This is a genomic window from Azospirillum sp. UENF 112521 (assembly GCF_058780665.1).
Window position 1 is genome coordinate 51,057 of sequence record NZ_JBSNCI010000007.1, and the last position, 12,352, is coordinate 63,408.

At 70.2% G+C, this 12,352-nt stretch carries 10 protein-coding genes; 7 read left to right on the forward strand and 3 right to left on the reverse strand.

Translation table 11 applies throughout. From position 1 onward, the window contains the following. Position 1: 1 nt before the first annotated feature. Positions 2–2,062: a hydantoinase/oxoprolinase family protein gene (locus ACWPN8_RS28980; protein WP_492243262.1), complete on the reverse strand. Its 2,061-nt coding sequence runs from the start codon at positions 2,060–2,062 to the stop codon at positions 2–4. A gap of 248 nt (positions 2,063–2,310) precedes the next feature. Here ACWPN8_RS28980 and ACWPN8_RS28985 point away from each other — a divergent pair, with 248 nt between their 5' ends. Continuing rightward, entirely contained in the window at positions 2,311–3,444 is a 1,134-nt protein-coding gene (locus ACWPN8_RS28985; RefSeq protein WP_492243263.1) for an NAD(P)/FAD-dependent oxidoreductase, read from the forward strand. A 22-nt stretch (positions 3,445–3,466) separates the two neighbouring features. On the opposite strand, the gene ACWPN8_RS28990 is transcribed toward ACWPN8_RS28985, so the two are convergent. Beyond that, a complete protein-coding gene (locus ACWPN8_RS28990; RefSeq protein WP_109452994.1) occupies positions 3,467–4,456 on the reverse strand; it encodes a DMT family transporter in 990 nt (329 codons plus the stop codon). Positions 4,457–4,492: 36 nt separating this feature from the next. Then, positions 4,493–5,416 (reverse strand): GNAT family N-acetyltransferase, encoded by a 924-nt coding sequence (locus tag ACWPN8_RS28995; protein WP_492243264.1) that lies wholly within the window; start codon positions 5,414–5,416, stop codon positions 4,493–4,495. 306 nt (positions 5,417–5,722) lie between these two features. On the opposite strand from ACWPN8_RS28995, the gene argE reads away from it, so the two are divergent. From argE to ACWPN8_RS29025, 6 genes are read left to right on the forward strand one after another with little or no spacing between them, the layout of a single operon-like run. Continuing rightward, on the forward strand, positions 5,723–6,847 hold the full coding sequence (gene argE / locus ACWPN8_RS29000) for an acetylornithine deacetylase (protein ID WP_109448851.1): 1,125 nt from the start codon (positions 5,723–5,725) through the stop codon (positions 6,845–6,847). 54 nt (positions 6,848–6,901) lie between these two features. After that, the gene (locus tag ACWPN8_RS29005) at positions 6,902–7,825 is read left to right on the forward strand and encodes a 2-hydroxyacid dehydrogenase (RefSeq protein WP_492243265.1); all 924 of its coding nucleotides are present in this window, start codon (positions 6,902–6,904) and stop codon (positions 7,823–7,825) included. Between the two features lie 57 nt (positions 7,826–7,882). After that, entirely contained in the window at positions 7,883–8,236 is a 354-nt protein-coding gene (locus ACWPN8_RS29010) for a cupin domain-containing protein (RefSeq protein WP_109049165.1), read from the forward strand. 9 nt (positions 8,237–8,245) lie between these two features. Beyond that, positions 8,246–9,718: an aldehyde dehydrogenase family protein gene (locus ACWPN8_RS29015; RefSeq protein WP_492243266.1), complete on the forward strand. Its 1,473-nt coding sequence runs from the start codon at positions 8,246–8,248 to the stop codon at positions 9,716–9,718. Positions 9,719–9,745: 27 nt separating this feature from the next. Next, complete coding sequence (locus ACWPN8_RS29020) at positions 9,746–10,789, forward strand: tartrate dehydrogenase (RefSeq protein WP_109448857.1); 1,044 nt, start codon at positions 9,746–9,748, stop codon at positions 10,787–10,789. A gap of 44 nt (positions 10,790–10,833) precedes the next feature. Continuing rightward, entirely contained in the window at positions 10,834–12,291 is a 1,458-nt protein-coding gene (locus tag ACWPN8_RS29025; RefSeq protein ID WP_492243267.1) for an NAD-dependent succinate-semialdehyde dehydrogenase, read from the forward strand. Positions 12,292–12,352 lie beyond the last annotated feature (61 nt).

Sequence of the window (12,352 nt, forward strand, 5' to 3'; positions counted from 1 at the left end):
GTCACTCCGCAAAGGTCAGGTGGAGGTTGAGATGCGCATCGACGCGGGCCGCGGTCCCGGCCGGGATGGCGAAGGTGGTGTCCTCCTGTGCGACGATGGCCGGTCCCTCGAACCGGGCGCCGGCCTGCAAGTCCGCGCGCCTGTACAGCCCGACCGGAGTCATGACGCCGCCGGTGAAGACCGGCACGCTGCGCTCCGCCGAGGCAGGATGCGGTTCCTCCGGCGCGGTCGGGAACTGCAGGGCCGGGCCGTTGCCGATGGCGGACAGGCGCAGGTTGACGATCTCGATCCGCCCATCGGGGTCGTGGAAATCGTAAAGCCGGGCATGCGCCGCGTGGAAGGCGTCGGCGATTGCGCCCGGATTGCTGCCGTCCAGCCATTCGGGATTCAGCGCCGTCTCGATCTCGTAGCTCTGGCCGGCATAGCGCATGTCGGCGACGATCCTCAGCTCGGCGGCACCCGAATGGCCTTGCGCCGCCAGCCAGTCGCGCCCTTCCCTGCCCATCGCGGCGAAGGCTTCGCGCAGCGCCGGCATCAGGCCGGGAGAAAGGTCGGCGAACAGGGTGCGGACGAAATCGCCGCGCAGGTCGGCGACCAGACCGCCCAGCGCCGACACCACGCCCGGCCAGCGCGGAGCCACGACGCGCGGCATCCCCAGCTCGCGCGCCAGGAACACGCCCAGCATCGGACCGCCGCCGCCGAAGGGCATCAGCGCAAAGTCCCGCACATCGACGCCGGCCCGTGCCGCCATCTTCTCGACCTCCGCGAACATCTCCGACACCGCGACGTCGAGGATCGCCTGGGCGGTCGCCTCCACCGAGCGGAACAGCTCGTCGGCCAGCCGCTTGACGGCGGCACGGGCGAGGCCGGCATCCATCCGCAGCTGCCCGTAGGCCATCTGGCTGTGGCCGAGCCAGCCGCACACCACCATCGCGTCGGTCACCGTCGCCCACTCGCCGCCACGGCCATAGCAGGCCGGACCCGGCGTCGAACCGGCGGAGTCCGGCCCGACGCGCAGCACGCCCTGCCCGTCGACGCTGGCAATCGACCCGCCGCCGATGCCGATGGAGCTGACCGACACCGACGGGATGTGCAGCGGGAACTCGCCGATCATCTCGCCGACGCCGAACTGGGCCTGACCGTCGACGATCAGGGCGAAATCGGCCGAGGTGCCGCCGATGTCGAGCGTCAGGATGCGCGGCTCCCCCGCCTGCCGGGCCAGCCACGCCGCCCCGTTCACCCCGGAGGCGGCACCGGACAGCAGCATGTGGACGCAGGCCCGCTTGCCCTCCGCCGCGTTCATCACGCCGCCGTTGGACTTGGTCAGCAGCGGGCGGGCCGGCACCCCGCGCCCGGCCAGACGCCCTTCCAGCGCCGAGAGGTAGCCGGAAATCCGGGGATGGACATAGGCGTTCAGGATCGCGGTCGTCGTCCGCTCATATTCGCGGATCACCGGCCAGACCTCGGCGGAGGTGAAGACGAACAGCTCCGGAGCCAGCCGGGCGACCTCCTGCTTCACCGCGGTTTCGTGGGCATCGTCGCGCCAGGAATGCAGGAAGGAGACGACCACGCCCATCGCTCCCTTGGCCTTGACGGCGGCGACGGCATCGGCGACGGCCGCCATGTCGGGGGCCTGCCGTTCCGTCCCGTCTGAGCGCAGCCGGGCGGGAATGCCGAAGACCATGTCGCGGGCGACCAGCTGGTCGGGGCGAGAACAGAACAGCGAATAGGTGTCCGGCATGCGCAGCCGGGCGAGTTCGATCACATCCTCGAACCCCGCATTGGTCAGCAGCGCCAGCGGCGCGCCCTTGCGCTGGATCACCGTGTTCATGCCCACCGTCGTGCCATGCACGAAGCGGGTGACGGCGCGCGGGTCCAGCCCCTCGCGCTCGGCCAGCAGGGTCAGGCCCGTCATCAGCTCCGCGCCGGGATCGTCCGGCGTCGTCAGCACCTTCAGCGAGGCCACCCGCCCCGACCGGGTCTCCAGCGCGCAGAAATCGATGAATGTCCCGCCGATGTCGACGCCGACCTTCCAGTCGGCCTCACCCATGCCACCGTCCATCTCCGCTCCTCCCGACAAGTCAGTCTGTGTCCGATCCGGGGGAAAAGCTGACATGGCGGGCCTGGGGCGATCCAAGACCCATTGAATGCACACACATAAGGCGGGCTTATGCATTGCGCTCCACAAGCCGGCACTCCCATAGCCCGGCCTTATGGGATCCTGCCGAACCGGTCTTTGACCCGCCCGGCCATGCCCGGCAGCCTGACCGGTGGGGCGGAGCCATGTCCGCCCGCATGCGGGAGAGGTCGATGAGGGTTATCGTGCTGGGCGGCGGATTGATCGGATCGGCCGCCGCCTTTTTCCTGGCCCGGCGCGGCCTGTCCGTCACGCTGCTGGAGCGCAACCGCGTCGGCACCGGCGCCACGGTGGCGTCCTTCGGCAACATCCGCCGCACCGGGCGCTATCTGCCGCAACTGCCGCTCGCCCACCGCTCGCGCGCGCTGTGGGGGGAGGCGGAGCGGCTGCTGGGGCGGGATGTCGAGTTCCGCGCCACCGGCCATCTGCGGCTGGTGTTCGACGAGGACGGGTTGGCCGACATGCGCCGCTACATCGCCGACGCGCGGCCCTGGGGGCTGGAGTTGGACGAGCTGTCGCCGCCGGAGATCCGCCGCCGCTTCCCCGGCCTGGGGCCGGGCGCCATCGCCGCGTCCTTCTCGCCGCAGGACGGCAGCGGCAACCCCCGCCTGATCGCCCCCGCCTTCGCCGACGCCGCCCGCCGTCTGGGGGCGGAGATCGTCGAGGAGTGCGGGCCGGTGGACGTCTCCGCCACCGCGTCGGGCTTCGAAGCCGCGACGCATCGGGGCCGCTTCACCGCGGAGTGCCTGCTGAACGCCGCCGGGGCCTGGGGCGCGACCATCGCCGCCCGCTTCGGCGAAAGCGTGCCGATGGCGGCCTATGGGCCGCAGATGGGCGTGACCGAACCGCTGCCGCACCGGATCCTGCCGGTGGTCGGCATGTGGTCGCGCGCCGGCGGGGACGGTTATCTTCGTCAGGTGGAACGCGGCAACATCGTCTTCGGCGGTGGGGCCGAGCGGGTGCCGGTGGCGCTCGATCCCGGCCATGCCAGGGCCGATCCGGCACGGCTGCCCGGACAGTTGCGTGCCCTGGTCCGGCTGCTGCCGGCGCTGGCCGACGTCACGGTGATCCGCACCTGGTCGGGCTGCGAGGGCTACGTCGCCGACAGGCTGCCGGTCATGGGGGCATCGGCGACGACGCCCGGACTGTTCCACGCCTTCGGCTTCAGCGGCCACGGCTTCCAGCTCGGCCCCGGCGTCGGCGACGTGATGGCGGAGATCATCGCCACCGGGCACAGCGAAACGCCGCTGCACGACTTCCGCATCGGCCGTTTCCAATCCGCTGCCGTTCAGGTGGCACAAGCCTGACAGGGCCGCACCCGCCCGCTTCTCAGCGGGCGGGGTCCAGAGCGGCGGACCGGGCATGGAACCGGCCAGCCAGGGGGATCACCAGGGCCGAGGCGGCGATGACGAAGGCGCCGGCAAGGCTGACCGGCGACGGCAGCACGCCGAAGATCGCCGCATCGAGGATCAGCGCCCACAGCATGGCGGTGTAGTCGAAGGGCGCCTGGGTCGACACCGACGCGCGGGCCATCGCTTCCGTCATGGTGATGTGCGCCAGCCCGCCGGAGATGCCCGCCCCGATCAGGCAGGCCAGGGACAGCCCGCTGGGGGTGACCCAGCCGAACGGCCAGCTCGCCAGACCGCCGAGCGCGCACAGGAGGGCGAAGTAGAAGGCGATGGTCCCCGGCGCCTCGGTCGCGGTCAGCGTCTTGATCTGGACCCGGCCCGCCGCGGTGGCGAATGCCATCGCCAGCCCGGCCGCAACCCCGATGAGGGTGCCGTGGTCCGGCGTCGGCCCTTCAAAGGCCGGCACCAGCATCAGCACCACGCCGGCGAAGCCGACCAGCGCTGCGCCGATGGCCACGGCACCCGGCCGTTCACGCAGGAACAGCATGGCGGCCGGCACTGCGAGCAGCGGAGCCAGGAAGCCCAGCGCGGTCGCCAGCGCCAGCGGCAGATAGGCCAGCGAGACGAAGGAGAGCACCATCGCCATGCCGCCATAGAAATTGCGCTTCAGGTGCCCGACCGGCTGCCGCGTCCGAAGGGCCGACGGAAACTGCCGGCGCCACATCAGATAGGCGATGATCGGTGGGATCGCGAAGGCGCTGCGGAAGAAAACGATCTGCCCGACCGGCGCCTCGGCCGACGCCAGCCGGACGAACAGCGACATCACGACGAACAGCCCGGCCGACACCAGCCGGAGCATGATCCCGGCGCCGTTGCCGGACGAGGATGAAACGGGAAAAGGGTCGGGGACCGGTTCGGGCACGGAGTCGGAGTGAGAGCCGGCGGAGGGGTCCGGCGTCTGTCCCGGCATGATCGGCGCATCCTTGTTCATGAAGCGGGTGGCGGCTCAACCCAGGGCCTGGGTGGCGAGCGCATAGGTGACGGGACGGTCCGGCGCCCGCGTCGACGGATCGGTCAGCGGCGCGCCCAGCGACATGGTCAGCACCGTGTCGTGAATCCGCAAACCCGACCGGGCGACGAACAGCGGGAAGGGCCCTTCGTCCAGATGGGTGTCCAAGCGCAGGAAACGGCCGTCATGTTCGTCCACATGGGGCTGGACCACGGCAATCGCATCCTCGTCCGTCCCGGCGACCGCCGGACCGACGACATGCCCGCGGCCGAAGGGGCGGCAGAGGGCGAAAGCCACCAGGGCGCCGTCGCGCTCCAGGCCATAGCCGACCGACTGTTCGAACAGCCGCGCCATCAGCCCGGCCCGCGAGAGTCCGAAGGCACGTTCGTCCAGCGCCGTCACCGCCGCGAGATCCGCCGCCTCCAGCCGCCGCACCGCCTGCGCGGAAGCGGGCATCGGCGCGGCACGGTCGCTCCTGCGCGCCTCTCCCTGGCACTGGAACACGGTCCGGTGGCCGATGAAGCCGAGCGAGCGGTAGAGCGCCAGCGCCGCACGGGTGGCGTTGAGCCGGTAGGTCCGTCCCGCCGACGCCGACAGCACCCGCTTCATCAACCAGTCGCCGACACCCAGCGCTTGCAGCCGGGGCGAGGTCATGACCATGCCGATGGTCGCGAAATCGTCGCCGTGGGGAAACCACATCGCCGATGCCAGGACACGGTCGATCTCGTCGAGAGCGACGAAGCCGTGCCCGACCTCGCGTACGAACTGCCAGTCCTCCGCGCGATGCGGCCAGCCGACCGAGATCGACAGCGCGTGCAGGCGCTCAAGGTCGATGTCGGCGATGTCGGCCACCCGCATGTCGAAGGCGTCGACGGTCAGGGAGCCCGGTAACGCCCCGTCCTCTATGCCGCTCTCGCTCAACGCTTGCTCCTCCCCGAATTTTTCATAACGTCAGGCAGTGCTCCCTTGGGTCAACCGGCACGCCTGTACCATCCAGCGCTCCCCGAGATTACCGGAGCAGCCGCCGCACAATTCACCGCAAAGCACCGGGTCGGCACAACAATCAACCAAATCGCCCATGCATTCGGCACGGAATGGAGCGGCGGCCGGATAAGATCGTAGCTGCCACCGCCGCCACGCCGGCGCCCCTCTCCGCAACACAGCAGCGAACCCGCAACGACTCCCCGCGCCACACGGCGCGCAGCATGGGGACAAGGTGAAGCCGTCATGACCGTGACCGACATCCTGAAGGATCTGATCGCCTTTCCCTCCGTCGTCGGAACCCCCAACGGCGCCATCGTCGACGGCATCCGCGGCATTCTGGAGGCCGCAGGCGTCCGCGTCCGGGTTCTGCCGGGACCGGAGGGCGACCGCTTCAACCTGTTCGCCACCATCGGCCCGGCGATGGTTCCGGGCTATGTGCTGTCCGGCCACATGGACGTGGTGCCCGCCACCGAACCCGAATGGACTGGCGACCCGTTCCGGCTGCGCACCGACGGCAACCGGCTTTACGGGCGCGGCACCTCGGACATGAAGGGCTTCATCGCGGCGGCGCTGGCGGCATTGCCGGCCCTGACCGCCGCCCCGCTCGCCCGGCCGATCCATCTGGCCTTCACCTACGACGAGGAGGCCGGCTGCCAGGGCGCGCCGCATCTTCTGCCGCATCTGCCCGATTTGTGCGCACCGCCGCTGGGCGTCATCGTCGGGGAGCCGAGCGGCCTGCGCGCCGTCCGCGCCCACAAGGGCAAGGCGTCGGCGCGGCTGACCGTCCGCGGGCGGTCCGGCCATTCCTCCCGCCCCGACCAGGGGCTGAACGCCATCCATGCCATGGCCGACGCGCTGACCGCCGCCGTCGCCCAGGCCGGCCGCCTGAGCGAAGGCCCGCTGGATTCGGTCTTCGAGCCGCCTTATTCCTCGCTTCAGGCCGGCACCCTCCAGGGCGGGCTGGCGGTGAACGTCATCCCCGACAGCTGCACCGCCGAATTCGAGGCCCGCGCCATCGCCGGGGTCGATCCCGTCGCCCTGCTGGAGCCGGTGCGCGAGGCGGCGCTGCGGCTGGAGGAGCGCGGCTTCGCCGTCGACTGGACGCAGACCAGCGCCTATCCCGCCCTGTTCCTGGCCGCCCGCTCGCCGCTTGCCCGTCTGCTGGAGGAGCTGACCGGCCGGGAACCGCAGGCGGCCGTCAGCTATGGCACGGAGGCCGGCCTGTACCAGACCGCCGGGATCGACGCGATCATCTGCGGCCCCGGCGACATCGCGCGGGCCCACCGTCCCAACGAGCACATCCTCGTCGAGGAGCTGCACGCCTGCCAGTCGATGATCGAGGCGCTGGGCCAGCGCTGCCGTCTCTGACCGCCGCCGGCATCGGCCACGCATCGCCTTCTGCGCACCGCCAAAAGGGTTCCAATGACCTTCCTGTTCAATTCGGATGCCGTGCGCGGCGCGATCTTCGCAGAGGCCTTCGCCCGCGCGCTGCCGGATCTCCCCTTTTCGATGGACCCGGCCAGCGTCGATCCGGATGCGGTGCGCTACCTGATCACCTGGACCATCCCGGCGAACCTAGCCCGCTACCGCAATCTGGAGATCGTCTTCTCCATCGGCGCCGGGGTCGACCAGTTCACCATGACCGCCCTGCCCGACCATGTGAAGGTCGTCCGCATGGTGGATGACGGCATCGTCCGCATGATGCAGGAATACGCCACACTGGCCGTGCTGACCCTGCATCGCCAGATGCCGGCCTACCGTGCGCAGCAGAGGGACTGCCTCTGGCGCCCCCTGCCCCAGCCGCAGGCGGCACAGCGCCGGATCGGCGTGCTCGGGCTGGGGGTGCTGGCGCAGGCGGTGCTGGAGCGGCTGAAACCCTTCGGCTTCCCGCTGTCGGGATGGAGCCGCTCGCCACGCGAACTCGACGGTGTGACCTGCCATCATGGCGCGGACGGGCTCGACAGGATGCTGGGCGAAACCGACATCCTGATCGTCCTGCTGCCGCTGACGCCCGACACCCGCGGCTTCCTCGACAAGCATCTGCTGGCGAAGCTGCCAAAGGGGGCTGCGCTGATCCACACCGGGCGCGGTCCGCAGCTGGACCATGCCGCCCTGCTGGACGCGCTCGACACGGGCCACCTGTCCGCCGCGATGGTCGATGTGACCGAGCCCGAGCCGCTGCCGGCCGACCATCCCTTCTGGACCCATCCCGACATCGTGCTGACCCCGCACATCGCCAGCATCACCCAGCCGGAAAGCGCCGCCCAGGCGGTCATCGCCAATCTGCGCCGGCATTTCGCTGGGCAGGACCCGGTCGGTCTGGTCGACCGGCGGCGCGGCTACTGACACGGCTGCCCGACACCCCTCCCGCGGCACGGCCGCTCATCGATCAAGGAAGTTCTCATGTCGCTGCTGAAGACCATCGACACCGCCCCGACCTTCGCCCCGCGTGAATCGACCCCGATGCCGGACCGGCTGATCGCCGGATCGCCCGCCTTCAAGACCTGGGCGCAGGACGCCGCCAAGGACGACACGGTCAAGACCGGCGTCTGGGAAGCCACGCCGGGCGAAACCCGGTCGATCAAGGGCGAGACCTTCGAGTTCTGCCACATCCTGTCCGGCGTGGTCGAAATCACCCCGGACGCCGGCGAGCCGGTGGTCTACCGGGCGGGCGACAGCTTCGTCATGAAGCCGGGCTTCACCGGCGTGTGGAAGACCATCGAGACGGTCCGCAAGATCTACGTCACCATCGCCTGAGGGGCCGTCATGAGCCTGTCCTTCGATCCGGACCGCCTGCCGCTGCCGAACGGTCATTTCATCGGTGACCGCCTGATCCCGGCGGAGGACGGGCTGCCCCGGCTGCCGATGCACCGCCCATCGGACGGCCGGGCCTATGCCGACTGCCCGGTCGCCTCGGCCGACCTCGTCGACCAGGCGGTCGCGACCGCGCAGGCGGCGCTGAAATCCAGCAATTGGGGCGGCCTGCGCCCGCGGGAGCGCACATCCGTGCTCCAGCGCTGGGCCGCCCTGATCGAGGAGGAGGCGGAGACCCTGGCGAAGGTGGAGGCGCTGTCCTCCACCCGCCCGGTCGGCCAGCTGGTGGCCGGCGACGTGGCGGTCACCGCCGAGCAGATCCGCTTCTTCGCCGAATTCGCCGACAAGGAGGGCGGCGACCTCGTCCCCACCGACGACGGCAGCCTCGGCATGGTGATGACGGAGCCCTACGGCGTCGTCGGCGCCATCACGCCGTGGAACTTCCCGCTGTCGATGGCGGGCTGGAAGCTCGGCCCCGCGCTGGCCGCCGGCAACGCGGTGGTGCTGAAGCCGTCGGAGATGACGCCCTTCTCCACCGTCCTGCTGGCGCAGCTGGCGGTGAAGGCGGGGGTTCCCGCCGGGCTGATCAACATCGTCCAGGGCGACGGCCCGACCACCGGCGCAGCCATCACCCGTCATCCCGGCATCGCCAAGGTCAGCTTCACCGGATCGACGGCGGCGGGCTCGGCGATCATGGCCGACATCGCCCGCAGCGGCGTCAAGCCGATGACGCTGGAACTGGGCGGGAAGAGCCCGCAAATCGTTTTCGCCGACGCCGACCTCGACAAGGCGGCGGCGGCCATCGCCACCAGCGTCCTGTCCAACGCCGGACAGGCCTGCGTCGCCGGGTCCCGCCTGCTGGTCGAGGCCGGCGCGGCCGAACCGTTGGTCGAACGGATCCTGGGCCATATGCGCGCCGTCCGCCCCGGCCCGACCTGGGACGCGGAGACGCGCTATTCCCCTATCATCTCCGAACGGCAGCGCGCCCGCATCCATTCCATCGTCTCGGCGTCGCTGACCGGGGCGGTGGAGTGCCTGACCGGCGGCTGCCCGATGGACGCGGAGGGGTATTTCTACGCGCCGACCCTGCTGGCCGGGGTCGAACAGACCTCCCCCGCCGTGGTGGAGGAGATTTTCGGCCCGGTGCTGACGGTGCAGAGCTTCGACAGCGAGGAGGAGGCGATGGCGTTGGCCGACCATCCCACCTATGGGCTGGCCGCCGGCCTCTACACCCGCGACCTGTCGCGGGCCCTCCGGCTGACCCGGCGGCTCCAGGCCGGAACGGTGTGGGTCAACCGCTATGGCCGTTCGCGCGACCACATCCTGCCGACCGGCGGCTACAAGCGCTCCGGCATCGGCAAGGATCTGGGACGCGAGGCCTATCTCGCCAACCGCCGCAGCAAAAGCGTGCTGATCGGCCTGTAATCCAATCAAAAAGACAGGGGACGTTCGATGAAGACCCACAACATTGCGATCATCAAGGGCGACGGCATCGGGCATCCCGTGGTCGACGCGGCCTGGGAGGTGTTGCAGGCCGTGGCGACGCAGTCGGGCTTCGCGCTGACCGGCACCGAACTGCCCTGGTCCTGCGCCCATTACAAGGAAACCGGCGTGATGATGCCGGCCGACGGCATCGACAGCTTGCGCAAGTACGACGCCATCCTGCTGGGGGCCGTCGGCTGGCCGGCGGAGGTGCCGGACGCGGTGTCGCTGCACGGGCTGCTGCTGCCGATCCGCAAGGCATTCGACCAGTATGCCAATGTCCGCCCGCACCGGCTGCTGCCGGGGGTGGAGGGTCCGTTGCGCCGCGGCGGCTTCGACATCCTGTGCATCCGCGAGAACACCGAAGGCGAATATGCCGGCGCCGGCGGGCGCATCCATCAGGGGACGCCGCAGGAGGTTGCGGTGGAGACCGGTGTCTTCACCCGCATGGGGGTGGAGCGCATCCTGCGCTTCGCCTTCGCCCAGGCCCGCGCCCGGCGCGGCAAGCTGGCCTCCGTCACCAAGTCGAACGCGCAGAAATACTCGATGGTGTTCTGGGACGAGATCACCCGGCAGCTGGCCGCCGAACATCCGGATGTCGAGGTGACGAGCTATCACGTCGACGCCATGGCGGCGCGCATGGTGACCGCGCCGGAAAGCCTGGACGTGGTCGTCGCCTCCAACCTGTTCGGTGACATCCTCACCGATCTGGGGGCGGCGATCCAGGGCGGGCTGGGCTTCGCCGCCTCGGCCAACCTGAACCCCGACCGCAAGGCGCCGTCGATGTTCGAGCCGGTGCACGGCTCGGCCCCCGACATCGCCCATCTCGGCATCGCCAACCCCATCGCCGCCATCTGGTCGGGCGCCATGATGCTGGAGCATCTGGGGGAAAAGGCCGCCGCCGACCGCGTGATGGCCGCACTGGGCGACACCACCGGCCGCGGCATCGGCACCGTTCCCGGCAAGGACAGGACGGACGCGATCACCGCCGCCGTGCTGTCGGCCCTGTCGTAACGCCGGTCCCCTCGCCACCCACACGCAGCGGAAAACACAAGACCATGATCCATCACCTGACGGACTCCTCCCTGTTCCGCGAACGGGGGCTGATCGGCGGCCGCTGGTGCGACGGGGCTGCCGGCCGGACCATCGGCGTCCAGAACCCGGCGACCGGCGGCACCCTCGGCAGCGTTCCCGACATGGACGGAACCGACGCCCGCGACGCCATCGCCGCCGCGGCCGAAGCCTACCCGGCCTGGAAGCGGCGCACCCATGCCGACCGTGCCGCGCTGCTGGAGCGCTGGCACGCGCTGATGATCGAGAATCTGGAGGATCTGGCGCGCATCCTGACGCTGGAGCAGGGCAAGCCGCTGGACGAGGCGCGCGGCGAAATCCGCTATGGCGCCTCCTTCGTCAAATGGTTCGCCGAGGAGGCGCGGCGGATCGGCGGGACCACCATCCCCTCCCCCACCCCCGACCGCCGCATCGTCGTGCTGAAGGAGCCGGTCGGGGTCTGCGGCATCATCACGCCGTGGAACTTCCCCAACGCCATGATCACCCGCAAGGTCGCCCCGGCGCTGGCCGCCGGCTGCACCGTGGTCATCAAGCCGTCGGACTTCACGCCCTATTCGGCGCTGGCGCTGGGCGTGCTTGCCGAACGCGCCGGCATCCCGGCCGGCGTGGTCAACATCCTGACCGGCCGGCCGGAGGCCATCGGCGAGGAGCTTCTGGCGAACGAGACCGTCCGCAAGATCTCCTTCACCGGCTCCACCCGCGTCGGCTCTCTGCTGATGCGCGGGGCCGCCGACGGCATCAAGCGGCTGAGCCTGGAGCTGGGCGGCAACGCGCCCTTCATCGTGTTCGACGACGCCGATCTGGACCAGGCGGTGGAGGGTGTCATCCTCTCCAAGTTCCGCAACGGCGGGCAGACATGCGTCTGCGCCAACCGCATCCTGGTGCAGTCGGGCGTCTACGAGGCGTTCCGCGACCGGCTGGTCGCCCGCGTCAACGCCATGCGGGTGGGATCGGGGCTGGAGCCGGGCGTCGCCATCGGCCCGATGATCAACGAAGCCGCCGTCGCCAAGATCGAGCGCCACGTCGCCGATGCGGTGTCCAAGGGGGCCAGCATCGCCTCTTCCGCCGTCGCGGCGAAGGGTGCGCAATATGTCGCCCCGGTGGTGCTGACCGGCGCCACCACCGACATGCTGCTGGCGCATGAGGAGACCTTCGGCCCGGTGGCCCCGCTGTTCCGCTTCGAGACGGAGGAGGAGGCCATCGCGCTGGCCAACGCGACGCCGTTCGGGCTGGCCGCCTATTTCTACACGCAGAACCTCGCGCGGTCCTGGCGGGTCGGAGAGGCGCTGGAGGCCGGCATGATCGGGCTGAACACCGGCGCGATTTCCACCGAAGTCGCCCCCTTCGGCGGCGTCAAGCAGTCCGGCCTGGGCCGCGAAGGCGCACAGGTCGGCATCGAAGAGTATCTGGAGCTGAAAACCTTCCACATCGGCGGGCTGGGGTGACACTCGACAAACAGCAAAAGCCCGGCGGGAGCGTTTCGCTCCTGCCGGGCATTTTTTTAAC

Excerpts from the sequence above, each read along its gene's own strand:
- ACWPN8_RS28980 (WP_492243262.1), bottom strand. The coding sequence starts at position 2,062 with ATGGACGGTGGCATGGGTGAGGCCGACTGGAAGGTCGGCGTCGACATC.
- ACWPN8_RS28985 (WP_492243263.1), top strand. The coding sequence starts at position 2,311 with ATGAGGGTTATCGTGCTGGGCGGCGGATTGATCGGATCGGCCGCCGCC.
- ACWPN8_RS28990 (WP_109452994.1), bottom strand. The coding sequence starts at position 4,456 with ATGCCGGGACAGACGCCGGACCCCTCCGCCGGCTCTCACTCCGACTCC.
- argE (WP_109448851.1), top strand. The coding sequence starts at position 5,723 with ATGACCGTGACCGACATCCTGAAGGATCTGATCGCCTTTCCCTCCGTC.
- ACWPN8_RS29005 (WP_492243265.1), top strand. The coding sequence starts at position 6,902 with ATGACCTTCCTGTTCAATTCGGATGCCGTGCGCGGCGCGATCTTCGCA.
- ACWPN8_RS29010 (WP_109049165.1), top strand. The coding sequence starts at position 7,883 with ATGTCGCTGCTGAAGACCATCGACACCGCCCCGACCTTCGCCCCGCGT.
- ACWPN8_RS29015 (WP_492243266.1), top strand. The coding sequence starts at position 8,246 with ATGAGCCTGTCCTTCGATCCGGACCGCCTGCCGCTGCCGAACGGTCAT.
- ACWPN8_RS29020 (WP_109448857.1), top strand. The coding sequence starts at position 9,746 with ATGAAGACCCACAACATTGCGATCATCAAGGGCGACGGCATCGGGCAT.
- ACWPN8_RS29025 (WP_492243267.1), top strand. The coding sequence starts at position 10,834 with ATGATCCATCACCTGACGGACTCCTCCCTGTTCCGCGAACGGGGGCTG.